Origin of the sequence: Acinetobacter guerrae (assembly GCF_009372255.1) — a bacterium.
GTDB classification, from domain to species: Bacteria; Pseudomonadota; Gammaproteobacteria; order Pseudomonadales; family Moraxellaceae; genus Acinetobacter; species Acinetobacter guerrae.
Genome location: NZ_LXGN01000006.1, coordinates 18,140 through 42,327, shown reverse-complemented (window position 1 = coordinate 42,327; position 24,188 = coordinate 18,140). Strand labels below are relative to the sequence as shown.

Annotated in this window: 21 protein-coding genes; 12 read left to right on the top strand and 9 right to left on the bottom strand. The window is 38.4% G+C overall.

The genetic code is table 11. The features are described 5' to 3' along the window. The first annotated feature begins 87 nt into the window (after positions 1-87). The 3 genes from dnaK (at position 88) to A7A69_RS05545 (ending at position 3,595) form a co-directional block, all read left to right on the top strand. Complete coding sequence (gene dnaK / locus A7A69_RS05555; RefSeq protein WP_152876533.1) at positions 88-2,031, top strand: molecular chaperone DnaK; 1,944 nt, start codon at positions 88-90, stop codon at positions 2,029-2,031. Between the two features lie 127 nt (positions 2,032-2,158). Beyond that, positions 2,159-3,034 carry a matrixin family metalloprotease gene (locus A7A69_RS05550; RefSeq protein ID WP_152876532.1) on the top strand — a complete coding sequence of 292 codons (876 nt, stop codon included), beginning with the start codon at positions 2,159-2,161 and terminating at the stop codon, positions 3,032-3,034. Between the two features lie 171 nt (positions 3,035-3,205). Beyond that, positions 3,206-3,595 carry a hypothetical protein gene (locus tag A7A69_RS05545; protein ID WP_120371147.1) on the top strand — a complete coding sequence of 130 codons (390 nt, stop codon included), beginning with the start codon at positions 3,206-3,208 and terminating at the stop codon, positions 3,593-3,595. A 78-nt stretch (positions 3,596-3,673) separates the two neighbouring features. Here A7A69_RS05545 and A7A69_RS05540 read toward each other — a convergent pair whose 3' ends face one another. The 5 genes from A7A69_RS05540 to A7A69_RS05520 form a co-directional block, all read right to left on the bottom strand. After that, positions 3,674-4,960: a lytic murein transglycosylase gene (locus A7A69_RS05540; RefSeq protein WP_120371159.1), complete on the bottom strand. Its 1,287-nt coding sequence runs from the start codon at positions 4,958-4,960 to the stop codon at positions 3,674-3,676. Positions 4,961-5,623: 663 nt separating this feature from the next. Beyond that, positions 5,624-6,754, bottom strand: coding sequence for a 5-(carboxyamino)imidazole ribonucleotide synthase (locus tag A7A69_RS05535; protein ID WP_151982418.1), 1,131 nt, complete (start codon positions 6,752-6,754; stop codon positions 5,624-5,626). 10 nt (positions 6,755-6,764) lie between these two features. Then, positions 6,765-7,280, bottom strand: coding sequence for a 5-(carboxyamino)imidazole ribonucleotide mutase (purE, locus tag A7A69_RS05530; protein WP_005005447.1), 516 nt, complete (start codon positions 7,278-7,280; stop codon positions 6,765-6,767). 441 nt (positions 7,281-7,721) lie between these two features. Next, positions 7,722-8,054 (bottom strand): STN domain-containing protein, encoded by a 333-nt coding sequence (locus A7A69_RS05525; protein ID WP_152876531.1) that lies wholly within the window; start codon positions 8,052-8,054, stop codon positions 7,722-7,724. A gap of 107 nt (positions 8,055-8,161) precedes the next feature. Further along, positions 8,162-8,524: a DMT family protein gene (locus A7A69_RS05520; RefSeq protein WP_151982432.1), complete on the bottom strand. Its 363-nt coding sequence runs from the start codon at positions 8,522-8,524 to the stop codon at positions 8,162-8,164. Positions 8,525-8,773: 249 nt separating this feature from the next. On the opposite strand from A7A69_RS05520, the gene mpl reads away from it, so the two are divergent. The 6 genes from mpl (at position 8,774) to A7A69_RS05490 (ending at position 16,534) form a co-directional block, all read left to right on the top strand. After that, complete coding sequence (mpl, locus tag A7A69_RS05515) at positions 8,774-10,135, top strand: UDP-N-acetylmuramate:L-alanyl-gamma-D-glutamyl-meso-diaminopimelate ligase (protein WP_152876529.1); 1,362 nt, start codon at positions 8,774-8,776, stop codon at positions 10,133-10,135. A gap of 756 nt (positions 10,136-10,891) precedes the next feature. Further along, the gene (locus tag A7A69_RS05510) at positions 10,892-11,434 is read left to right on the top strand and encodes a hypothetical protein (RefSeq protein WP_152876528.1); all 543 of its coding nucleotides are present in this window, start codon (positions 10,892-10,894) and stop codon (positions 11,432-11,434) included. Positions 11,435-11,567: 133 nt separating this feature from the next. Next, positions 11,568-12,281 (top strand): fimbrial biogenesis chaperone, encoded by a 714-nt coding sequence (locus A7A69_RS05505; RefSeq protein ID WP_152876527.1) that lies wholly within the window; start codon positions 11,568-11,570, stop codon positions 12,279-12,281. A gap of 5 nt (positions 12,282-12,286) precedes the next feature. Then, complete coding sequence (locus A7A69_RS05500) at positions 12,287-14,575, top strand: fimbria/pilus outer membrane usher protein (RefSeq protein ID WP_152876526.1); 2,289 nt, start codon at positions 12,287-12,289, stop codon at positions 14,573-14,575. Positions 14,576-14,586: 11 nt separating this feature from the next. Next, on the top strand, positions 14,587-14,994 hold the full coding sequence (locus A7A69_RS05495; RefSeq protein WP_044437410.1) for a hypothetical protein: 408 nt from the start codon (positions 14,587-14,589) through the stop codon (positions 14,992-14,994). A gap of 580 nt (positions 14,995-15,574) precedes the next feature. Beyond that, on the top strand, positions 15,575-16,534 hold the full coding sequence (locus A7A69_RS05490; protein WP_120371141.1) for a TerC family protein: 960 nt from the start codon (positions 15,575-15,577) through the stop codon (positions 16,532-16,534). 50 nt (positions 16,535-16,584) lie between these two features. Here the strand turns inward: A7A69_RS05490 and A7A69_RS05485 are convergent, their stop codons facing one another. After that, entirely contained in the window at positions 16,585-17,178 is a 594-nt protein-coding gene (locus A7A69_RS05485) for a nucleotidyltransferase family protein (protein ID WP_152876525.1), read from the bottom strand. A 212-nt stretch (positions 17,179-17,390) separates the two neighbouring features. Here A7A69_RS05485 and guaD point away from each other — a divergent pair, with 212 nt between their 5' ends. From guaD to A7A69_RS05470, 3 genes are all read left to right on the top strand, one after another. Further along, the gene (gene guaD, locus A7A69_RS05480; RefSeq protein ID WP_152876524.1) at positions 17,391-18,710 is read left to right on the top strand and encodes a guanine deaminase; all 1,320 of its coding nucleotides are present in this window, start codon (positions 17,391-17,393) and stop codon (positions 18,708-18,710) included. A 235-nt stretch (positions 18,711-18,945) separates the two neighbouring features. Further along, positions 18,946-19,473 carry a hypoxanthine phosphoribosyltransferase gene (gene hpt, locus A7A69_RS05475; RefSeq protein WP_120371138.1) on the top strand — a complete coding sequence of 176 codons (528 nt, stop codon included), beginning with the start codon at positions 18,946-18,948 and terminating at the stop codon, positions 19,471-19,473. 173 nt (positions 19,474-19,646) lie between these two features. Beyond that, positions 19,647-19,901, top strand: coding sequence for a GlsB/YeaQ/YmgE family stress response membrane protein (locus tag A7A69_RS05470; RefSeq protein ID WP_004986215.1), 255 nt, complete (start codon positions 19,647-19,649; stop codon positions 19,899-19,901). 117 nt (positions 19,902-20,018) lie between these two features. Here the strand turns inward: A7A69_RS05470 and A7A69_RS05465 are convergent, their stop codons facing one another. From A7A69_RS05465 to yidC, 3 genes are all read right to left on the bottom strand, one after another. Continuing rightward, on the bottom strand, positions 20,019-20,720 hold the full coding sequence (locus A7A69_RS05465; RefSeq protein WP_152876540.1) for a DsbC family protein: 702 nt from the start codon (positions 20,718-20,720) through the stop codon (positions 20,019-20,021). 261 nt (positions 20,721-20,981) lie between these two features. Further along, positions 20,982-22,337 carry a tRNA uridine-5-carboxymethylaminomethyl(34) synthesis GTPase MnmE gene (gene mnmE, locus A7A69_RS05460; RefSeq protein WP_152876523.1) on the bottom strand — a complete coding sequence of 452 codons (1,356 nt, stop codon included), beginning with the start codon at positions 22,335-22,337 and terminating at the stop codon, positions 20,982-20,984. Positions 22,338-22,436: 99 nt separating this feature from the next. Continuing rightward, the gene (gene yidC / locus A7A69_RS05455) at positions 22,437-24,185 is read right to left on the bottom strand and encodes a membrane protein insertase YidC (protein WP_152876522.1); all 1,749 of its coding nucleotides are present in this window, start codon (positions 24,183-24,185) and stop codon (positions 22,437-22,439) included. Positions 24,186-24,188: the final 3 nt, after the last annotated feature.

The window sequence follows — 24,188 nt, the reverse complement described above, 5'->3', positions numbered from 1 at the left end:
CATATCGAATAACAAGCAAATCCCCTTTTAACTTCCCTTGACCAAAGGGGAAATTAGGGGATTCAAAAAATTTGAGGAATACACCACATGGCAAAGATTATTGGTATTGACTTGGGTACAACCAACTCATGCGTTGCAGTACTTGAAGGCGATAAAGTTAAAGTGATTGAAAATGCGGAAGGTACACGTACTACTCCTTCGATTATCGCCTATAAAGATGGTGAAATCTTGGTCGGTCAAAGTGCAAAACGCCAAGCCGTAACGAATCCTAAAAATACATTATTCGCGATCAAGCGTTTAATTGGTCGTCGTTATGAAGACCAAGCTGTACAAAAAGATATTGGCCTTGTCCCTTACAAAATTATCAAAGCAGATAATGGCGATGCCTGGGTTGAAGTCAACGACAAGAAACTTGCTCCACAACAGGTTTCTGCTGAAATCTTGAAAAAGATGAAAAAAACTGCCGAAGACTACTTAGGTGAAACGGTTACTGAAGCTGTCATTACCGTTCCTGCTTACTTTAATGATGCACAACGTCAAGCGACTAAAGATGCAGGTAAAATTGCAGGTCTTGATGTTAAACGTATCATCAACGAACCAACGGCTGCGGCACTTGCGTTCGGTATGGACAAAAAAGAAGGCGACCGTAAAATTGCGGTTTATGACTTAGGTGGTGGTACATTTGACGTATCAATCATCGAAATCGCAGATCTGGATGGCGACCAACAAATCGAAGTGTTATCAACCAATGGTGATACTTTCTTGGGTGGTGAAGACTTTGATAATGCCTTGATTGAGTTCTTGGTTGAAGAATTCAAAAAAGAGCAAAGTGTAAATCTGAAAAATGATCCACTTGCATTACAACGTTTGAAAGAAGCGGCTGAAAAAGCAAAAATTGAGCTTTCTTCATCCAATGCAACTGAAATCAACCTTCCATATATCACGGCTGATGCAACTGGTCCTAAACACTTAGTGATCAATGTAACTCGTGCAAAACTTGAAGGTTTAGTGGCTGAGTTGGTTGCTCGTACAATTGAGCCTTGCCGTATTGCGCTTAAAGATGCGGGTCTTTCGACTTCTGATATCTCTGACGTGATCTTGGTTGGTGGTCAGTCTCGTATGCCACTTGTACAACAAAAAGTACAAGAATTTTTTGGTAAAGAGCCACGTAAAGACGTGAACCCTGACGAAGCAGTTGCAATTGGTGCTGCGATTCAAGGTGCAGTATTGTCTGGTGACAAAACTGACGTTCTATTATTAGACGTTACACCATTAACACTTGGTATCGAAACAATGGGCGGTGTATTAACTCCGATCATTGAGAAGAACACCACGATTCCTGCGAAGAAATCACAAGTGTTCTCTACAGCAGCAGATAACCAACCTGCGGTGGACATTTCGGTTTACCAAGGTGAACGTAAAATGGCTCAACAAAACAAATTGTTGGGTAACTTCCAACTAGGTGATATTCCACCCGCTCCACGTGGCGTACCGCAAATTGAAGTATCGTTCGACATCAACGCGGATGGTATCTTGAAAGTATCGGCTAAAGATAAGAGCACTGGTAAAGAGCAATCGATCCAGATCAAAGCAAACTCAGGTTTGTCTGATGCTGAAATCGAAGCCATGATCAAAGATGCTGAAGCGAATGCTGAAGAAGACCGTAAGTTTGAAGAGTTAGCAAAAGCACGTAACGAAGCGGATGCTTTAGTTTCTAGCTCAAATAAAGCAGTCAAAGATCTGGGTGATAAAGTCACTGAAGATGAGAAAACTGCCATTGCAACTGCGGTTTCTGAACTTGAAGCAGCGACTAAAGAAAACGATGTGGATGACATCAAAGCGAAAACTGAAGCTTTACAAAACATCTTGATGCCAATCACGCAACGTGCTTATGAACAAGCACAAGGTGCTAGCGGCGCAGAAGGTTTTGATCCAAATGCATTCCAAGGTGGTGATGCAGGTCAACAACAAAAAGCGGACGATGGCGTTGTAGATGCTGAGTTCACAGAAGTAAAAGATGACAAAAAATAATTTGTCTCTTTAAAAAGACCGCGCGAAAGCGCGGTTTTTTTATAACATCCATTAAAGTGATTGAATAAACTTTAAAAAAACGGTTATAAAACTCTCATAATATTTACTTTTAAAGAATCATTGAGAGATGCGCTGGCTCATTTTAATTTCAATTTTATGTATACTCTTTTTCTATCTAAAAAAAGAAAAGACGATAACTCAGCAACCTTTTGATTCAAGAATTCACTATAAAATTGGCCAAGTTGATCCACGCTTTGGTCTAAATGAACAACAAATTATCGCCTTGAGTCAACAAGCCAGCTCTATCTGGCAGAATGGCACTGGGAAATCTTTATTTCTTTATGATCCTAATGCGCAGCTTGATATAAACTTTATATACGACGCACGACAAGCTGAAACCAAGCTTCGTCTTGAACAACTTCAAGAAATTAAGCAACAACAGCAATCTCATTCAATTGAACAACAGCATCTTCAACACCAACAGCAACAGTTGAATAGTTCGCTGCAATCATTAGATCAGCAAAAAGCTGATTTTCAAAACAGTCTTGAACAATATAATGCAATGGTTCAGCGAATCAATCAAAATGGTGGCGCGACGCCTGAACAGCGCATAGGATTGGATCAACAAAAACAAAACCTACAACAGCAACAAGCACAATTGCAGCAGGCAATTGATACCCATAATTTTAATGTGGAGCATATTAATCGTAATGTCGACTCAGTCAACCAGATCAATCAGCAAGTCAATCAGAACATTCAAACTTATAACCACAAATTTCAGGGTCGTTTATTCCATAAAGGTGAATTTGATGGAAAACACATTAATATTTATGAATTTGAATCGCAGCAAGATTTAATTTTAACCTTAGCACATGAGTTAGGTCATGCTTTGGGTCTTCGGCATAACCAAGACCCGAAAGCCTTAATGTATCCTATTTTAAAACAACAAGATATGCAAAGTTTTAAACTACAACCCGCAGATCTTGCCATGCTTCCACATTAATATAATTTGTTAGAATATAATTGAATTAGGGTTTTAAAATTTATTTTAATAAAACCAATTTTTTATTTTATTCTGTGCTGAAGTTAAGTTATTAGAATGCTATTTCAATATGATCATCGAAATAGCATTCAGATTCATGCTATTGTGCTAGATTAGTCTAATGAACAGGTAATGGAGATCGACGTGAGTTATTATCATATCTTGATTGAAGTGAATGATCTAATCAGTACGATTGAGCAAACACGGGATATCGAAATCCTTGACATCATTGAGATTCAGCCTTATCTCCATTCGATTTTATTGCCTTATTTTAATGAGCAGGAAATTGAACTTGAGGATGAAAATGTCGAATTTAAAGATATTTTACATTTAGAGGTCAAACAAACACTGTTACCCATTGAACATTTGATTGAAGAAGAACAAAAATTATTGCCAAGTGATACTGATGTCACCATTACAGCTTATGAGATTTTTAATGACCGTGAACTCAGTCAGGATGTGACTACTGTAATCATGGATATTCTGGAAGCTGTCAAACTAGATGATTCTCCGATCGAATAATCACTTTCATTTTAATCAAATAAAAGGTCTACAGGTCATCCGCAGACCTTTTATTCATAAGACATACTCTCAAAAATACTACTGCATCATGCTCACAGCTTGTTGAGTACGAATTGCTTTTAAAATTTGCTGCCCTGCCCGTCCTGTTGGATTTAAACCCAATCGTGTTTGTTCATTACGAATCGCTTGACGAGATTTATCACCAATTAAACCATCTACTTCACCAATATCATAACCACGACTGACCAAATAACGTTGAATTTCACGGCGTTCGGCACGTGAAGTTCCTGCATCATCCGTTGGCCATGAAGCAATAAAAGGACCGCCACCCTTTAAACGATCTGATAAATGTGCAATGGCTAAACCATAGCTTTCGGCAGCGTTGTAACTATAAATCGCATCAAAGTTTTTAAATACAAGAAAAGCTGGACCATTTTCTCCTGCGGGTGTCATGAGACCTGCTGGTGTGGATGAGGTGAGATTTCCCTGTATTAGAGGTGATCCATCCATTCGAGTGAGACCTCGCTGTTCCCAACTACTTAATGGCTTTTTATTACGGCGCCCTTCTCCACTGATTGACATACTGTCTGGAATTTTGACTTCAAAGCCCCATGGCATTCCTGTTTGCCAACCCGCTTGTTTTAAGAAGTTAGCTGTTGAAGCGAGTGCATCAGGCACACTTGATACCAAGTCACGACGACCATCACCATCAAAATCGACAGCTAAACGTTCGTAGGTTGATGGCATAAACTGAGTATGTCCAAACGCCCCAGCCCACGAACCTTTTAGTTGATTTTCAGTCAAATCACCACGCTGTAAAATTCGCATGGTGGCAAAAAATTCACCTTTAAAATAATTCTGACGGCGACCTTCACAACTCAATGTTCCCAAAGCCTGTAGTAACGGATATTTCCCAGAAATATCACCAAAATTACTTTCTACTCCCCAAACAGCAACAATCGTTTCTGGCGGCACGCCATAGATTTGTGAGGCACGATTAAGAACATCTCGATACTGTGCCATTTTCTGCTGGCCTAACTGTACTCGTTCATTATCCACCAAGCCAGAAAGGTAGTCCCAAATTGGTGTTGAAAATTCAGGCTGATAATTTAATTTATCAATCACTGAATAATCAGGACTCAAATTTTGTGTATAACGATCATAAGTTGCTGCGCTCACACCTGAAGCAATCGCCTGTGAACGCAAATTGGCAATACAACTTTGGAAATCATTTTGTGGTGAAAAACCGCTAGATGCTGGTGTAGTTGTTGTTGCAGAAATCGTTGCACCATTCATAATGAGTTCAGCTTGGGCTTGAGCAGCAAGAAAAAAACAAGAAGAAAAGAATAAAGACAAACGTCGCATTGTTATCATCACCATTTTTGAATTCAAAATTTGATTTTACCTTAGCATTTAGATGGTGTGATGACAGATAAGATTCGTAACTTTGAATTCATTCTTCTGGTTTTAAATTCATATTCACCATGTCATTTTAAATTCAAACTTATCCACAGCGCCTATTTTAAATTCAAAATATCCATAGATTTGCTTAAAAAGTAAAAACTACACCTCTCCAGCTCTAATTTTTATTAATATAAATAATAGGTTATATCAATAAAAATCTTCTATAGGGATAGATATCTTTGAATTCAAATGATACTTATATCCTTTTCATAAATTTTAAATTCAAATAAAGCTCAATAAGCAACCTGTGGATAAGTTTATTCTGGTTTTTGAATTTAAAGTTAAAAACTTTGAGCGACTTATTTTTAAATTCAAAACTCACCCATGTTTTTTGAATTCAAAAAATAACTTATGAAATATATCCATATTTTGAATTCAAATTTTTTAATCTTTTATGCCGAAACTATTTCGTTTTTTATTTTAGAAATGATGTTAAAAAATAGACAATTTAACGCCATTTGAACAGAAGAATGAGATAAAAGGTCAGATAGGAATAAGCGCTATTTAAAATAAGATCAATAAAAAAGCGATCAGAAAACTGATCGCTTTTTTTATAGCTAAAACTCAACTGATTTGAAATGCCATATCGGCTTTAAGTGCCAATGGTTCAGGTAAAATCTGAGCCAATTGGCGACATAAACTCACCAAATCAGCAGAATTTACTGGCATTAAGGTGATGTGACCAAGTTTGCGGCCTTCACGCTCTGTCTTATTATAGAGGTGCAAATGCGCACCATTTAAAGCTAAAACATCCTCAGATTTTGGATGTTGGCTGATGATATTCACCATCACGGTTGGACGCACGACATCTGTCGAACCTAATGGCAAGCCCGCTACAGCACGAATATGATTTTCGAACTGAGAACACACCGAACCTTCGATCGACCAATGCCCTGAATTATGCACACGAGGTGCCATTTCATTGGCAAATAAACCCTGTTCTGTCACAAACAATTCGAGTGTTAATACACCGACATAGTTTAGATGATTCAGTAGCCGAGTAATGTAATCCTGTGCAACAGGTTGCAAATCAATGCTGTTCGGTGCAGGCACAATCGAATGTGATAAAATCCCATGATGATGATGATTTTCAGCCAAAGGCCAAGTTTTCACTTCACCGTTTTGTCCACGTACCGCAATAATGGACACTTCACGCGAGAAAGTCACAAAACTTTCAGCAATCAATGATTTTGCTGGCCCCAGTTCAGCCCAAGCTTGTTCAAGCTGTTCTTGCTCACGCAAAACAAACTGTCCTTTACCGTCATAACCACCTGTCGCGGTTTTTAATACAATCGGCAAGCCTAGCTCGGACACAGCTTGTTTCAGTGAGTCTAGACTATCGACCGCTTTAAACGGTGCAACTGGAATATCAAGCTGATTAAATAGGGTCTTTTCCGAGAGTCGATTTTGGGCAATCGCTAATGCCTGACGCGGTGGATAAATCGCTTTAGTCTGATTTAAAGCATCCACATCTTCAAGCGGCGTATTTTCAAACTCAAGACTAAATACATCGGCACTTTGAATAAAAGCACTTAAACCATGTTCTGCCTGACTTGAAAAAACCTGTCCAAGCGCCGCGGCTGGACAATCTTGCTGGGCTTCAAAAAAAGTACATTGAATATTTAATGGTAATGCAGCTTGAGCCATCATGCGACCCAATTGACCACCACCAAATATCCCGATGGTTTTATCCATGATTGCCTCGTTATACTTGACCAGGAATATTGTTGCTTGCGACTTTATCGGTCTGCGCAGTACGGAAATCAGCCACATTTTTAGCAATTTCAGGATCATGTAGACCTAAAATCTGTGCCGCCATAATCGCAGCATTGGTTGCACCCGCAGGGCCAATCGCCAAAGTTCCCACAGCAATACCCGCTGGCATTTGTACAATTGAAAGTAAAGAATCAACACCATTTAAAATCGAAGATTTTACAGGAACCCCAAGTACAGGCAGATCTGTTTTGGCTGCACACATGCCTGGTAAATGCGCCGCGCCGCCAGCACCTGCGATAATCACCTGAATGCCACGTTCACGCGCGGTTTCTGCATATTCAAATAAACGATCGGGTGTTCGATGTGCCGAAACAACTTCAGCCTCAAAAGGCACACCGAGTTGTTTGAGCATATTGGCAGTATGTTCTAGCGTTGCCCAATCCGATTGAGAACCCATAATAATTCCGACTAAGGGTTGAGCATCTTTCGCTGCGACCGCGTTCATTGGCATTTCCAAAGTATCAAAGATAAAAATAGAGATCTCGGCTTACACCAAGAAAGAAAAGAGAATGGGCGGCATTATAGCGTTTTTTTTCAACAGCTCCAAAACTCTGGAATAATTTGATATGAATTGATCAAGTTTGATACTTTTACGGGGTTTTGAGCAAAATTAAGCAAAAAAATATGGCTGATTGCTTCAGAACTTGGAGATAGAGTGCTGTAAGCATTTACTGACGAAATTCTCAGAAAATTGCTTCTATGTCTGTTTTTTATTTTGTCTTATGATTGGTTTTATCAGGAACAGGAAGTTCCAGAACACAAAACAAAAAATTATAAGTTCTTCCATCAGGATCGTGAGGTACAACAGGAGTTATACCTAGAAGCAAGATATAAGAAAGCCCGACAGGATGTCGGGCTTTCTTGATTTTTAAAATAGAGATCTCAATTATTGAATGACAATACGATTCGCACTCTGTTGAACGATTTTTAAAGACGTGCCTGTAATCGCTTTTTGAATCGCTTCACGAGGACTAAACTCACCTTGAACCGGCTGGGTTTGGATATCAGCAGTTTTGCTTAGGTCGGTCTGAATAAAACATCCTGTCGCGTGTGAAATCTGTTGTGCAGTTTCGTCAAATCGGGTGCTCTGAATCGAATAGTTAAATTTTTGATCACATTTTCCTTGTAGGGCAACTGAAGGAGAATGAACATCATGTGTAGCGCACGCTGATAAAGCTGTGGTCAGGATTAATGCTGCAATCAAAGACTGTGTTTTCATCTCACTGTAAATTCCACTTTTAAGTTTTTACGATATTACAAATTAGATGAGAGAAGCCTCAGCAGAGAAAAAGTAGATATTTGTTAAAAAATTAAACTAAAAAAACTCTATTGCCCACGAAACACAAAATAGACGCATCCCATCAAACATAACATCGCCCATAAATAATCCAGTTTGAAGGGTTGTTTGAATAAAAATAGCATGAAAGGAACAAATACAATCAGTGTCACCACTTCTTGGGTGATTTTCATTTCGCCTAGTGTCCAACCTTGTTGATCCAGATATCGTGTTGCAGGAATCATAAAGCTATATTCCAGCAGTGCGATCAGCCAACCAAACAGTATCGCTTGCCACAAAGGCGCATGGTGTAAAAATTTTAAGTGTCCATACCACGCCATGGTCATAAAGCAATTTGAAATAATTAAACAGCCAAGCGCAATAAATGTTGGATTCAAATGAATATCCTTGATCACAATAAACCGTAATCAGTATGAGAACAGTAAAATTAATTATAAAAGGTAAATTTAAAAAAATAATTCTTTCATCAAAATTTAATCATTGTCATTTCACTCAAAAGCAACAGCAAAACACCCGAATAGCATGATTTATGACTATCTTTTCAGAGGCAGCCTTGTTATCGTTGCTGTCAATTTGAATTGATATTTGACGTTGGCGTATATAAATAAAAGGCCAGCTCAGGGCAGTGGAGTAGACGAGTTATGCATCTGCATATTTTGGGTATTTGTGGCACTTTTATGGGTTCTTTGGCACTTTTAGCTCGCGATTTGGGACATAAAGTTACGGGTTCAGATGCCAATGTCTATCCACCCATGTCGACCCAATTAGAAAATGCTGGCATTGAACTCATGCAAGGCTACGATCGCAGTCATTTACAGCCACATCCTGATCTGGTGATTGTGGGCAATGCAATGAAACGTGGCATTGATGCGATTGAATATATGCTCAACCAAGGTCTGCCATATATCTCTGGTCCACAGTTTCTGGCTGATCATGTTTTACAAGGTAAACATGTATTGGGTGTTGCAGGGACGCATGGTAAAACCACCACAACCACGATGTTAGCTTGGGTATTGGATCAGGCGGGACTCAATCCTGGCTTCTTGATTGGTGGTGTACCACTTGGTTTTAGCGAAAGCGCGCGTTTGGGTGGAGGTCAGTATTTCTGTGTTGAAGCAGATGAATATGACTCGGCTTTCTTTGATAAACGCTCGAAGTTCGTTCACTACCATCCAAAGACCGCGATTTTAAATAATCTTGAATTTGACCATGCCGATATTTTTGATGATCTGGCCGCTATTCAGAAACAATTTCATCATTTGGTGCGTACCATTCCAAGTGAGGGCTGTATTATTGCACCGATTACTGAAACCAATATTGATCAGGTGCTAGATATGGGCTGTTGGACACCAGTTGTCCGTACCAGTTTAAACAATAATCCTGATGTTGCATTCAGTGCAGAACAACTTAGCGCGGATGGCAGTCATTTTAAAGTACTAGAACACGGTGTGGTCAAAGGTGAAGTACAATGGAATATGACAGGCCAACATAGTGTCGCCAATGCTTTAGCGACGATTGCTGCTGCACAACACGTCGGTGTCAGTATCGAACAAGCTTGTCATGCCTTATCTAATTTTGGAGGGGTGAAACGCCGTATGGAACTGCTTGGAACAGTTCGTGGAATTGAAGTTTATGATGACTTTGCCCATCATCCAACCGCAATTGAAACCACGCTAGACGGCGCACGTAAACGTTTGGGCGAACGTAAACTTTGGGCAATTATTGAACCACGTTCCAACACCATGCGTATGGGCAGCCATAAAGAAGGGCTTGCACATTCAGCACGTTTGGCTGATGAAGTCATTTGGTATCAACCCGAAGGGCTGGATTGGGATTTACAACCTGTGGTCGAAGCTGCGACCAATCATGCTCAAGTCAGTCGTTCATTGGACGAAATTATCAATCGTATTGTGAACGAAGCAGGTGAGGGTGATGCTGTGGTGATTATGTCAAATGGCGGCTTTGGGGGCTTACATCAGAAACTTCTAAATACCTTAAAATAAATTTTGCTCAAGTTATACCATTAAAAAGAGTCCTTTTTTGGACTCTTTTTAATTTTTTCCTTCCTTAATGTCTTAATTTTATCAATATTATTGAGGGATAAATAGATTGAATTTGATCAGTTAAATCAATATTTTTTAATTCATATTTTATTAAATATTGACCTGAATCCCAGTAATTTAGAAAATAAAAAGCTATAAAAAAGATTTTTTAAATGTGATTATTCATATAATATCTATTAAATAAAAACTAAGCATCGATTCAATTGTAAATATAAAAAACGCAATATAATGGAAATATCCATTCTTTTATAGATATAGAGATTAAAAAAAATATTTTTTGAGTATAAATGACAATAATAAATACAATTTCGCAAATAAAGTTCATAACACGTAACAATTTATATCAAAATATAAAAATATTTGATTTTTTAATGATATTAAGTTATTAATTTTAAATAATTTTTATTTTAATGAAAAATCAACTATTTTTTATGAATAAATTAATCAGATTTATTTCAGGGGTTAATTGACTTGGATTAAAATCCAAACATATTAAATAACAACAGCTTAAACTAAATAAAAAATTTAAAAATTTAATTTTATGTGAAATAAGTCACATTATTGTTTATTATTGTGATTAAACTATGATTAAAGAACAGTTGTGAATAGAAGATTTTTTCAAAAAATTCAGATCTCATAATTGTAAATTTATAAATAACAAACAGCATCTTAATAATAAAAGATGGGAGATACGTTATGAACAAGCTTGTAAAAACAATATTGTCAGTTATGGCTTTTGGTGGATTGGTTGGTATTGCTCATGCAGAGGTAGAAACGGCGAGCTTATGGGGTGGTGGAGGCGGTTCGCAGCACCCTGAAGGCTGTACAGAACTCTGTGGAAGCAAGTCTATTCCTATAGAAATCACAATTCCAAAAGTATGCGAACTCAAAAATGTAACTACCAAAATCACCCTAAATGGTACTACGGGCGCTGGTACTGGCAGTTTTAGTGTGGGTGCCAATGCAGCATATAACCTATTGGTTGATACCGATAATCGCACATCAGGAACTAACAGTTCTGCATTAAAATATGGAACTTATTCTATTCCGACTACAGTCACTACTAAACGTGGCTCCAATAACGTAAATCTCGGTGCAGTCAAATATAATGAACCAATGACTGCTGGTACTTCTTCACTTAATGATTATAGCATCACAGTACAAACCACTGGTCCTTTAGGTATTAGCAAACCCGCTGGAACTTATACTGACAAATATAACATTTCAGTTTACTTCTAATTCATTTACTGTTTCAAAAAGTTGGTTCTATTCTAGCAATGGAGCCAACTTCATTACTTCAAGTCCAATCACATTATAAAAAATATCATTGAATACAAAATTTAATTACTTATAAATAATACACGGGTGGGTTATGAAAAGAAAATTTTTAATATTAATACTTGGTTTATGTGGGTATATCCATATGGTATGGGCAGGTTTATCGATTAGTCCAATCCAACTCTATATTACAGATAAAACCAAGCAACGTAGCGCAACGGTCACCATGGACTCAAAAGACATGGAGGACACTAAAACCTTTGAAGCAACCGCCGTGAAATGGTCACAAAATGACAAAGGAGAGGATGTCTATGAACCAGATCCCAATATCATTATTAACCCCAAAAACTTTATTATTGCTCCTAATTCAAAACAGGTCATTCGTGTTGGATTTAATCAACCTTTAGCAGGAATCACCACAAATGAGGAAAAAACCTGGCGTATTATTTTTCAAGAAGTGGCTCCACCTGTTGACACTGATTCGGTAACGTTTTTATTTAATATTTCTGTCCCTTTATTTGTGGGTAAGCTCAATCCAGTCAATATAAATGTCATACCGAAAACGGTTGACAACAATTTAGTCGTCAATATTAAGAATAATTCTCCTTCACATATTCAGATTTTAAAATTGACGTTGGTAGATGCTTCAAAAAAAGAAGTTGCAAACTTAAGTCAAATGAAATATTTACTTCCAAATACAGCACAAGATTTTAATTTTGAAAAAATTAATCTGAATAATAACCATTATAAACTTCTCGTTCTGACAGACAAACAAGATCAGCCTTATGAATATAGTCTTAAGGAGTGATCTGTATGAAAATATCGACACTTTCTGCACATATCTGCTTAATATGTGCATTTACACATCTCCATGCGGCTGACAATGTCATTTTATCCAATCTCTGGATTAATGGACTCGATCGGAATACAGAGGCCTTAGTTTTACAACAGGATAATCAATATTACGTTGAATGTCAGATTCTTAATTCACTTAGTTTAAAAGTATTTCTATTACAAAAACACGCCACTAAAGAACAATATTGTCTAGTAAGTAATGATCAAATCCATTCCAGTTTTGATAATGCCAGCCAATCACTCAAAATTGATTTTCCAGCTGAATATTTTCTCGGTTTTTCTAACCAAAATAGCATGTTACAACCCGACAAAGCGTCTTTGGGAGCATTTCTCAATTATGACTTCTTTTATGACAAATTTGATCAAGGTTATGAATTTAATAATTTTTACGAACTAGGGATTTTCAAAGATTATTGGTTGTTAAATAACTCTTTGATTTATAGAAAAAATGATGCAGACGATGATAGTACAGGAGTGATTCGTTTAAACAGTTCTTTGAGCATAGATTTTCCTCAGCATTTTACCAGACTGACGCTGGGTGATAATACTAGTATATATAATTCACTGATTGATTCATTTCGCTTCGGTGGGATTAGCTTCGGGACCAATTTTAGCGAACGTTCTGATTTTATTTACTGGAACACACCTATTTTACGAGGAAGTGCAATTGTTCCTTCAACCATTGATTTATATATAAATGGCGTGAGTATCTATCGACAAAATGTGACACCTGGAGACTATACCTTACAAACGGGTGCAAATATCCAACAAGCAGGCAATGCCCAAATTGTCGTTGAAGATATTTTAGGCAATCGCTCAGTGCAAAATTTTCCTGTTTTGATTAACAATCGTTTACTCAAAGTTGGACTAAATGAATATAACGTCTCTCTAGGTAAATTACGTTTTAATTACGATTATGACAGTAATGACTATCGTGATTTCTTTACCAATGTCTATTATCGCCGTGGCTTTAGCACCAATACCACCCTCGGTTTTAATGGATCATATAGTGATGATGTAAAAAATCTAGGATTGATGTGGACACAATCATTAGGGCGCTATGCCTTGTTAGATGTAAATGCAGCAGGAAGTTCTGCTTATGGAAATGATGGTTATTCAGTAGGTGCTTCTGTAAGCAATAGTTTTAATAGCTTTTCGATGGGACTGAGCACTCGTTATTCTTCTGAAGACTATCAATCACTTGGATATACTCAAGATTTTCGAAACCCTCGTATCGATTCATTGGCGTATTTATCTTTTTTTAAAGTGCCTTATGTCAATAGTGTTAATTTGAACTATGTGGAACGGCGTTATTACCCAGATGATGAGGTTCCTAGAAATAACTCAAAATTATTAACAGTAGGAATCTCAAAAAGCTTTTCAAGACGTTTATCTTTTACTGCGTCCTATTTTAAAGATTTTGGGGATTTTAATGATTCTGGCGCTTTTTTCTCCCTTATTTTCAATTGGGATGACAATAAAAATATTTATCTAGATCAAACCACTGATGGTGATACACGTTTAACCTTTGCGAAAAGCTCACCTGAACAGACAGGCTTTGACTATTCTGTAGGTGCAGAACGTCGTGATGGTGAAATGACTTATAACGGATTTGGTTTATTTAAAACTGATATTGGTGATTTGACTTTACAACATACTCAAAACTCTGACTCTTATGATTCACGCGTATCGTATCGTGGCGCACTGGTTTGGCTGAATAATCAGGTAAATCTGACAAAATCTGTCGATAGCGCCTTTGCATTGGTCAAAGTTGGTGATTATAAAGATGTTGATGTGATGCGTTCTTTATCTCCTGTTGGTCGAACCAATAAAAATGGCTATTTCTTTATCCATGATATTTTGCCTTATATTTCTTACGATTTATCTTTTGATCAGGATCAACTTCCAATTGAAGATAAAATTGATTACTCATCCAAAAAAATGGTCGCACTGAATCAACGCGGCTATTACATTGATTTTCCAGTTACTCATACCCAACAAGTGATCGTAAAATTACGCGATAAAAATGGAAATTTACTTTCCAGAGCGACGCCTGTTTATCTGGATCAAAATACAGATCAAGTATATCCAGTCGACCAACAAGGTAACGTTTATCTGTACGGTCTTTTACCCAAAACCTATCAACTCAGTACTCAAGGAGACAAGGCTTGTCATAGCCAATTACAAATTTCAGAAAAAACCAGTACCACCACATCCCGTCAAGTCATTGAGTTGACTTGTAAATAAGGAGAAAGGCAATGAAAATATTACTTGGCATCATTGCATATTGTGCTTTAGGCAGCCTCTATGCAGGCCAATGTTCTATGGGACAAATTACCGAACCACGCATGCGTTTGGGAAGTTACTATCAAAGCCAAGCTGCGACATCATTTCATGTCAATTGTGATAGTGCCTACACCATTCGTTTTAATAGTATGAATTTGCGTAGCACAGATGGTTCAAGTTTTGTGACCAACGGCCCTTATAAATTAAGAACACGTTTAACCGTAGCAGGTCCCGTGGATAATTTATGGAATGTTCCACTGACTGCCAACACCCACAAAGATAATAAATACATCATTTCGGTCAGACTAGAAGATCGTCCGTCAATACAGGTTCCAGCAGGTACCTACCGTGATATGGTGTATGTCAATTTATCGTTTTAACCCGCAGATCTGAATAGATTTATAATATAAAGGATACTGATGGCTATATTTTGAGGAATGATCTAGCATCGTGATTTTTTGAAAGTATTTTGATCATGGTCAACTATTTACTTTGAGGTTTTGCCGCAGGGCAAGGATGATTATCAAATGAAAATTAGGATTGTTTCATGATTTCAATACCTCAGCACATGCAACTGTTTCACAATTGATTGTGCTATTTATTGCCAATGACCTTCTAAATGTTTTAATGGCTTTTTTAGATATATGCAAGATGAAAAACAGATCCGATTTGCTTAAACAACATAAATATGCGATGCTAAGCGCAGATTTGGATTTGATCCAAAACCCAATTTATAGACAAGGGGAGTAGCCTCCTCCAAACGTTATAAGATGTAATCTGTAAAATTACTTTATAGCGTGTCAGATATCGTCAGTACACTTTGCAAAAAGTCGGTATCTGAGCATCAAATATAATTTGATGTAGGCAAGACCTTGATCATGTTGATACAGATGTTTTTTATATTCATCTGGCAACAGGTCAAGGTTTTTTTATGGCCAATTGCCAGATGTGGAGAGATTTATGGACTCTATCGGTAATATTTGGCTTTATCTGGTCTTTTTTGGCATCGTCTTTACGATGTTATTGATCGACTTTCTTGGCTTTAAACAAAAAAAAGACCAATCTGTACCCATTAAACAGGCACTAGCCTGGAGCGTGGCGTGGGTCACAGTCGCCATGCTATTTGCAGGTGGACTGTGGCTATACCTGCAACAAACAGCAGGGCTGGCTATTGCCAATCAAAAAACCATGGAATATCTGGCAGGTTATTTACTGGAAAAATCATTAGCGATTGATAATGTTTTTGTCTGGTTGATGATTTTTGCTGCTTTCGCAATTCCACCATCCTTACAACGTAAAATCCTTCTGTATGGTGTGTTGGGCGCGATTGTTTTAAGAACAATCTTTATTTTTATTGGCGCATGGTTTGTTCAGGAGTTTTCTTGGATTTTATATATTTTCGGTGCCTTTTTAGTTTATACAGGCTTTAAATTCTTAAAAGGTCAAGGCGAAGAAACCCCGAATATCGAAGAAATGGCACTTCTGAAATGGTTACGTAAACACATGCGTATCACACCAAGTTTTAAAGGTGATCGTTTCTTTGTGAAAGAGCAAGGCGTTCTTTGGGCAACTCCATTGTTTATTGTACTGATTTTGGTTGAATTTTCTGATGTGATCTTTGCGGTAGATTCTATTCCCGCAATTTTTGCAGTCACAACCGATCCGTTTATTGTCCTTACGGCAAATCTGATGGCGATTTTGGGCTTGCGTGCCATGTTCTTTTTATTGGCAGGAACAGCATCAAAAATGCATTATCTACCCTATGGTTTAGGCATCATCTTGCTATTTATCGGCTTTAAAATGTTGATGCTAGATGTATTCCATATGCCAATCTGGATTTCCTTGAGCTTTATCGTATTGGTGCTCGGTATTACCGCGTGGTTATCGATTCGCCACAATAAAAAACAAGCTCAATCTTAATCTCGATTCTGATTGATCTAGCCCTTTTGTCAGCAAGATAAAAGGGCTTTTTATTTGAAAGATTCAATCAATTTAAGCTTTGGCCAACGCTGAAGCCATTGTTTTTGTATTACTCGCTGTAAAAAAGTCTCATAGCAAACCAAACGTGGATTCCAACGTAGTTTTAGCTCGAATAAATCTGTTAATCCAAAGGGTGCAATGATTTCAAGCAGATCATTTTCAGTGAGGCGCACTGCAATTGCTGTTGCTGTTTCGGGCCATGCCGAGAGTGCATCAATCAATGAGGTGTAAGCTTGTATCTTGTTTCCATTTTCATTTAAATACCACTGATGTACGTATGCCTGATTCACCACATCCCAGTCATTTAAAGGAAATTGTTTATGCAAGGCCTGTTGAATGTGTTGCTCATGCTGCACATCTGCATCGGAATCATAAAAAATAATATCGATTTCCGACTGTTCAATATCATATTGATGATGATGCAATTCAGACCATACCAATTGCCGAATCACACCCGCACTCAGATAACAGTGTTCATTGATGGTGCGTAATACTTTTAAACGTTGAAAAAGCGATGCATGATTAAAAATCAGAGATTTAATTTCTTGATCATAAAATGCTGAAATATTGTTAAATTTTGACATATCACCTAGGTTTTGAACTAAATTTATACAGTTTGGCAAGTTCCTTGCATCTTATCCAGAAAAAAAGCCGAGATTTAAGGACTCTTGATTGAGTCCTTAAATCTCTTATCTTTAATTCTCGATAATCCTTGTTTTGCTTTTCATATAAACACTGCAATGCGAAGGAAATACGTTACAATCAATCGAAAAAATTACAAGTTATAGGTTTTTAGATGTCATCTTCTGCTCAAACCACCATTGTTCGTGGTCGTTTTTTAGATATCCAGTCTTTAGTTAAGCAGGCTCAACAAATTCCTGATCAGGTTCGTTATCTTGAGGACGGCGTTCTTATTAGCGAAAATGGTAAAATTAAATGGTTTGGCACATGGCAAGATGCACAGCCTCATCTTCCTGAAAATATTGAAATTCAACATTATCCTGAACAACTGATCGTACCCGGCTTCATTGACACCCATATCCATTATCCACAAACTGAAATGGTGGGTGCGTATGGTGAACAACTTCTCAGTTGGCTAAATACTTATACCTTCCCAACTGAACTTCAGTTTAAAGACCCAGCATATGCACAAAACATTGCCCATTTTTTTGTGCAAGAACTGTTAAAAAATGGAACAACGACAGCATTGGTATTTTGTACAGTTCATCCTGAATCCGTTGATGCCTTATTTGAAGCCGCAGAGCGTATCCAGATGCGTTTGATTGCAGGTAAAGTCCTTATGGATCGTCATGCGCCAGACGGTCTTTGTGACACGCCACAAAGCGCTTATGACGACTCTAAAACCCTGATTGAAAAATGGCATGGTAAGGGCAGGGCTCTATATGCAATTACGCCACGTTTTGCACCGACCTCGACGCCAGAACAATTAGAAAAAGCAGGTCAACTCAAACAGGAATATCCTGATGTCTATGTGCATACCCATTTAAGTGAAAATAAAGATGAAATTGCGTGGGTAAAATCACTTTATCCTGAACAAAAAAGCTATCTCGATGTATATCATCATTATGGTTTGACAGGTCAACGTTCTGTATTTGCGCACTGTGTTCATTTAGAACAAGATGAATGGCAATGTATGCATCAAACAGATTCAGCCATTGCCTTTTGCCCGACCTCAAACTTATTTTTAGGTAGTGGTTTGTTTCCATTGAAAAAGACTTGGGAACAAGGCGTTAAAGTTGGTTTGGGTACAGATATTGGCGGCGGTACATCTTTTAATCTCTTACAAACCGTAAGTGAAGCCTATAAAGTTCAACAGCTACAAGGCGATAAACTATCTGCTTATGAAGCGCTTTACCATGCCACGATAGGCGGTGCAAAAGCACTCGATTTACAAGATCAATTGGGTAACTTTAATGTCGGTAAAGAAGCAGATTTTGTCGTACTGAATTTAAAAGCCACCGCTTTGCAAAGTCTGCGTCAATCTCGCGCGAAATCTCTAGATGATGCCTTGTTTGCGCTGTTTACTATGGGCGATGATCGTAATATCGAGGCGACTTATATTTATGGACAATGTGCCTACCAAAAAACCGAATAAATCAAAAGTGAAACCTAGACCGTGGCTGAAATGGATGATTCTAACTGTGGCATGTGGCTTAATGTTAAAGCGTGATCAACCTGTCAAAAAGAAGCCATAGTTACAGTTAATCATTTGAGAAGGGATGCATCATCTGCTTTTTTGTTTTAAAATTTACAGATGAATTGAAGATTTCAGGGTGTTGCAGGTCAACACCTTTTTTATTTTTAACTTTTGCGTTTTAGGTATCTACCCCATGACCGTTGCAATGAGCGTGATGATCTCAACTGAAGACATTCAAGCCAAAGTCAAACAACTCGGTGAACAAATTAATGCTCACTATGCCAATAGCCAAAAAGATCTGGTATTGATTGGTTTATTACGCGGCTCCTTTATTTTTATGGCAGATTTATGCCGAGCCATCGAAAAACCACATGAACTGGATTTTATGACCGTTTCCAGCTATGGCAGCAGTACAACTTCGAGTCGCGACGTTAAAATTTTAAAAGATCTTGATGGCGAAATTCGCGGTAAAGATGTGTTGGTGGTCGAAGATATTATTGATTCAGGTAACACTTTAAGTAAGGTCATGGAGATACTACAGACTCGTGAACCGAATTCTATCGAACTCTGCACATTGGTAAGTAAACCTTCTCGCCGTGAAATTGAACTAGAAGTTAAGTTTTTAGGCTTTGAGGTTGAAGACCGCTTTATTGTGGGTTATGGATTGGATTATGACCAAAAATATCGCCACTTACCCTTCATTGGTGAAATTGGTCTGTAACCAAAAAATGGCGCGTTTTGCGTCATTTTTTATGGCAGATTCCTTATCGGAAAAATGGCACAAAAACGCAACATGATTTAGCAATCATCGACTATCAGTATCATTTGAAACAGTTCACTATAATAAAACAAGTACTTGTAAAACCAGAATAAGCAAAACAAGGAGAACGTCTTATGTGGTCATTTATTGTTGCCATTGTCGTCGGTTTTATTGCAGGTTTAATCGCCCGTGCTATTCATCCAGGTGAAGATAAAGCAGGTTTCATTGTCACAACATTACTCGGAATAGCAGGTTCACTCTTGGCAACTTATGGCGGACGCGCCTTAGGGCTTTATCCCGAAAACTCCAGTGCGGGCTTTATCGCCTCGGTTGTAGGCGCCATTATTATTCTGTTTATTTATAATCTGATTAGCAAAAAAACTGCCTAAATTTTCTCTAGATATAAATAAAGGTGGTAATTTCTCTACAAAAATTACTCATCTTTTAAATTTGATTCAAGGCTGATAGACATATCAGCCTTTCGAATTGAAAACGAAATTTGTAGCTTAATTCAGTTTAAATTCTTTCCACAACGATTCTATTTGTTCAGCCGAAACCACGCCAGCCGCCTTAAATCCATTAGAAAAAATCAAAGTTGGTGTACCTTCAATTGCTAGTGTTTGACCTAACTTTAAATTTCGATCAATCGGATTTGCACAGGGAACTGTACTTTGTGGAACAATGCCCTTACGAATCAGATTATTCCATGCATAAGTACGGTTTGCTTCGCACCAGACTTGTTTGGAAGGCTGTACCGATTGACTGCGAATGGGATAAATAAAGGTATAGATCGTGACATTTTGCAGTTGATCGAGCTGATTTTCTAATTGTTTGCAATACGGACAATTGGGATCGGAAAAAATCGCGATTTGACGTTTGCCATTCCCTTTTACAGTTTTAATTGCATCCTGCAAAGGCAACTGATTCCAATTAATCGTTTTGTTTTTTACCACCAGATCCTTTGTTAAATTATGCTGATCTTTTAAGCGAATCATAGAACCAATTAGGATATGTTCTGCATTTTCACCGACGTAAATAATCTGATTATCCAGTGTCGCGCTATATAGGCCCTGCATTTCGGTTTTCTGGATATTTTCAATATTTAACTTGGGATACTTTTGTTTGAGTTGAATCTGCACACTTTCCACACTGGCTTGACTTGAAAAAGCCCATGTACTTATTAAAGCTGCCAGTAAAATTTTATACATTGCATCGTACTCAACCAAAACAAAGCTGTATTGTAAAAGAAACACAGACCAGCTCTGTTATATTTTCTTTGAATCTTAGACCTTGAGTCAGATGTTTCACGTGAAACATTTTTTATGAACTTAGCGATGTTTATAAGATAGATTTTTTAAATTAAAATCGTTTTCACATAAATTATACGTAACCGAGTCAAAATTAGGTTTAAGCTGAATAAATTCCGAAACTCTCCACGCACTCATGACCGAAAGATCATGAGTGTTTTTTTATTTTCCAATACAAAACGAACCAAAAATCTTACCTAATAGATCATCCGCACTAAAATCGCCTGTAATTTCACCCAATGCATTTTGCGCCAAACGTAAAGATTCAGCGACCAACTCACCTGCATGGAAAACTATAAGCTGTTCGCGTGCCTCATCTAGATAGTGCTGAGTGCGCTTCATTGCGTCTAAGTGACGAGTTCTGGCAATAAAGGTGTCTTCCTCTGGATGAAAGCCCGCATGCGCTGTAATCGTCTCTATGAGTCCTTCTACGCCAGTTTCCTGTTTGGCCGAAACCCTAACATGACGAAAACCTTGATATTGATCATCAAATGTTGTCTGCTCCAGCAAATCAGACTTATTCCCAATGAGGATTAAACGTTTAGGATCAAGATGATCTTGGAAATATTCCTGAGCAAGCTGTAATGGATCATCACCATGACTTAAGTCGTAAACCAACAGCAACAGATCTGCTTGTTCAATTTCCTTAATCGCGCGGCGAATCCCTTCTTTTTCGACAATATCACCTGTTTCACGTAATCCCGCAGTATCCGTCAAAGTGATCGGCAAGCCATTTAAGCTAATTTTTTCATGCAGTACATCACGAGTGGTTCCTGCAATATCAGTCACAATCGCACGCTCATTGCCCGCCAAAGCATTGAGTAAGCTTGATTTACCTGCATTAGGCTTGCCCGCAATTACGACTTGTAAGCCTTCTCGCAACAACTGACCTTGTCGTGCAGATTGCTGTACAGCGTGAACTGATTGTTTAACCTCATCGAGCAAAGCCAAAATTTTACCATCTGCCAGAAAATCAATTTCTTCTTCTGGAAAATCAATCGCCGCTTCAACATGTAGGCGTAAATGAATTAATTTTTCTAAAACGGTATTAATTTTATTCGAAAAAGCACCTTGCAATGAACGCACCGCTGAACGTGCAGCAGCTTGTGAAGTCGCATCAATCAAATCTGCAATGGCTTCCGCCTGTACCAAATCCAGTTTTCCATTTTCAAAAGCACGCATGGAAAACTCACCCGCTTTCGCGGCTTTTGCACCTAATTCAAATAAGCGACCCAGTAATGCATTTTGAATGACAGGTCCACCATGTCCCTGTAACTCCACCACATCTTCGCCCGTAAATGAATGTGGATTTGGAAAACATAGCACCAAACCTTCATCCATCACTTCACCATCAGCATCGTAAAACTGGCGAAAGCCTGCCATACGTGACTCAGGTAAGGTTTTTCCCGTTAAAGCCTGCGCAATCACAAAAGCTTTAGGGCCAGAAAGACGAATCACACCCACGCCACCACGACCAGGAGGGGTAGCAATAGCAGTAATGGTGGTTTGTGCAAGCATAACAACAACCTAAATATTGCAAGAAAACAGAAATAAAAAATCCGCTCAAGATTAGCATCTTGAGCGGATTTTATCAGCTTTTGTAACTCAGAAGGTGAGTTAAGAACTCGCTTCTGGCGTCGCTGGACGATTTTTAGCAACGTTTTTATTAATAAACCATTGCTGAAGAATCGTAATACTGTTGTTCACGATCCAGTACAACACCAAGCCCGATGGGAAGAACAGCATAAATACAGTGAAAATGATCGGCATCAGGCGGAACACTTTAGCCTGCATTGGATCCGCAGGTTGTGGGTTCAGCATTTGCTGGATAAACATGGTCGCGCCCATCAAAAGTGGCAAGATAAACCATGGATCCATCGCAGATAAATCCTGAATCCAAAGCATCCACGGTGCGTGACGTAACTCCACACTTTCCATGAGTACCCAATACAGAGCAAGGAAAATAGGCATTTGCAGCAGAAGGGGCAAACAACCTGAAAGCGGATTCACCTGCTCACGTTTGTAAAGCGCCATCATTTCCTGAGAGAAACGCATACGGTCTTCGCCAAACTCTTCTTTCATACGTTGCATTTCAGGTGCAATGACACGCATTTTCGCCATTGAGCGATAGCTTTTTGAAGATAACGGCCACAAGATAAGCTTTACTAAAATGGTCAAAAGAATGATTGACCAACCCCAGTTACCCACAATGCTATGGAAAAATTGCAAACCTAAAAACAATAGTTTCGCAATCGGCCATAACCAACCGTAATCAACGGTTTGATTTAAACCAACTGCCAGATCTTTCAACTCTGACTGGATTTTTGGCCCAGAGTAGAAAGTTGCATCAACAGTCATGGTTTTACCCGCAGGGACATTAATTGTCGGTGAGGTAAAGCCAATTAGGTTCATATTATCGGCAGATTTTCGTGATTCTAGCTTAGCTGTATAAGCCTGATCACCAAAATGTCCTGGAATCCATGCACTGACAAAATAGTGTTGTACCATCGCGACCCAGCCGCCTTTGGCATCCACATTTAGTTTTTCATCAGAGAAATTAGCAAATTTTAGCTTGTTATAATGCTCGTCAGGCGTTCCCCATGCACCCCCAAGAAAAGTACCTAAGGTAAAGATACCTTGATCAGATTTTCCTGGATCTTCAGAGTTATCGCGCTTGATTTGTCCAAACATTTGACCTTGCCAATTCTGCGCACTACGGTTCACAACCTGATAGCTCACATTAACTGGATAATCACCTTGTTTGAAAGTAAAACGCTTGATGATTTCAACACCATCAGCCGTTTTATAGACCATAGGTACAGTCAGAACTTTTTCAGCTTTACCTTCTTTATTTTGACTGTCTTTGGCATCTGACAATGTGTAAGTTGTTTTTTCAACTTCATACTGCGGACGACCTTGACGACTACTATCTGGGCCATTCAATCCAATTAAACCGGATTGTGCCACATAAGTGCGTTTGGCATCACTTTCCAGCATCACAAAAGGCTGGTCGCTGTTTTTGTCTTTATCGTGATTGAGTAATTCAATACGCACAATATCACCACCTTTAGGATTGATCCAGAGGTGATAAAGGTCAGTTTGTACTGAAATAAGCTGTTGACTCACAGGTGCTGTCGCATCTGTAACTTGCTGTGTCGCAATATTTGCTTGTGGCACATCTGTCGATGTCGCCGTAGCCTGGCTATTCGGCAGGTCCGCAGAAACTTCATGAGATGCAACGACTGCGGCAGGCGCAGGTTGAGCTGAAGTTGTGCTGTGACCATAATCTTTTTGCCAAGCCAAGATTAGCAAATATGCGGTGACAAACATGGCTCCGAGAATCGCAAACCTGGCCCATTGTTGCATATC

Excerpts from the sequence above, each read along its gene's own strand:
- dnaK (WP_152876533.1), top strand. The coding sequence starts at position 88 with ATGGCAAAGATTATTGGTATTGACTTGGGTACAACCAACTCATGCGTT.
- A7A69_RS05550 (WP_152876532.1), top strand. The coding sequence starts at position 2,159 with ATGCGCTGGCTCATTTTAATTTCAATTTTATGTATACTCTTTTTCTAT.
- A7A69_RS05545 (WP_120371147.1), top strand. The coding sequence starts at position 3,206 with ATGGAGATCGACGTGAGTTATTATCATATCTTGATTGAAGTGAATGAT.
- A7A69_RS05540 (WP_120371159.1), bottom strand. The coding sequence starts at position 4,960 with ATGCGACGTTTGTCTTTATTCTTTTCTTCTTGTTTTTTTCTTGCTGCT.
- A7A69_RS05535 (WP_151982418.1), bottom strand. The coding sequence starts at position 6,754 with ATGGATAAAACCATCGGGATATTTGGTGGTGGTCAATTGGGTCGCATG.
- purE (WP_005005447.1), bottom strand. The coding sequence starts at position 7,280 with ATGAACGCGGTCGCAGCGAAAGATGCTCAACCCTTAGTCGGAATTATT.
- A7A69_RS05525 (WP_152876531.1), bottom strand. The coding sequence starts at position 8,054 with ATGAAAACACAGTCTTTGATTGCAGCATTAATCCTGACCACAGCTTTA.
- mpl (WP_152876529.1), top strand. The coding sequence starts at position 8,774 with ATGCATCTGCATATTTTGGGTATTTGTGGCACTTTTATGGGTTCTTTG.
- A7A69_RS05510 (WP_152876528.1), top strand. The coding sequence starts at position 10,892 with ATGAACAAGCTTGTAAAAACAATATTGTCAGTTATGGCTTTTGGTGGA.
- A7A69_RS05505 (WP_152876527.1), top strand. The coding sequence starts at position 11,568 with ATGAAAAGAAAATTTTTAATATTAATACTTGGTTTATGTGGGTATATC.
- A7A69_RS05500 (WP_152876526.1), top strand. The coding sequence starts at position 12,287 with ATGAAAATATCGACACTTTCTGCACATATCTGCTTAATATGTGCATTT.
- A7A69_RS05495 (WP_044437410.1), top strand. The coding sequence starts at position 14,587 with ATGAAAATATTACTTGGCATCATTGCATATTGTGCTTTAGGCAGCCTC.
- A7A69_RS05490 (WP_120371141.1), top strand. The coding sequence starts at position 15,575 with ATGGACTCTATCGGTAATATTTGGCTTTATCTGGTCTTTTTTGGCATC.
- A7A69_RS05485 (WP_152876525.1), bottom strand. The coding sequence starts at position 17,178 with ATGTCAAAATTTAACAATATTTCAGCATTTTATGATCAAGAAATTAAA.
- guaD (WP_152876524.1), top strand. The coding sequence starts at position 17,391 with ATGTCATCTTCTGCTCAAACCACCATTGTTCGTGGTCGTTTTTTAGAT.
- hpt (WP_120371138.1), top strand. The coding sequence starts at position 18,946 with ATGACCGTTGCAATGAGCGTGATGATCTCAACTGAAGACATTCAAGCC.
- A7A69_RS05470 (WP_004986215.1), top strand. The coding sequence starts at position 19,647 with ATGTGGTCATTTATTGTTGCCATTGTCGTCGGTTTTATTGCAGGTTTA.
- A7A69_RS05465 (WP_152876540.1), bottom strand. The coding sequence starts at position 20,720 with ATGTATAAAATTTTACTGGCAGCTTTAATAAGTACATGGGCTTTTTCA.
- mnmE (WP_152876523.1), bottom strand. The coding sequence starts at position 22,337 with ATGCTTGCACAAACCACCATTACTGCTATTGCTACCCCTCCTGGTCGT.
- yidC (WP_152876522.1), bottom strand. The coding sequence starts at position 24,185 with ATGCAACAATGGGCCAGGTTTGCGATTCTCGGAGCCATGTTTGTCACC.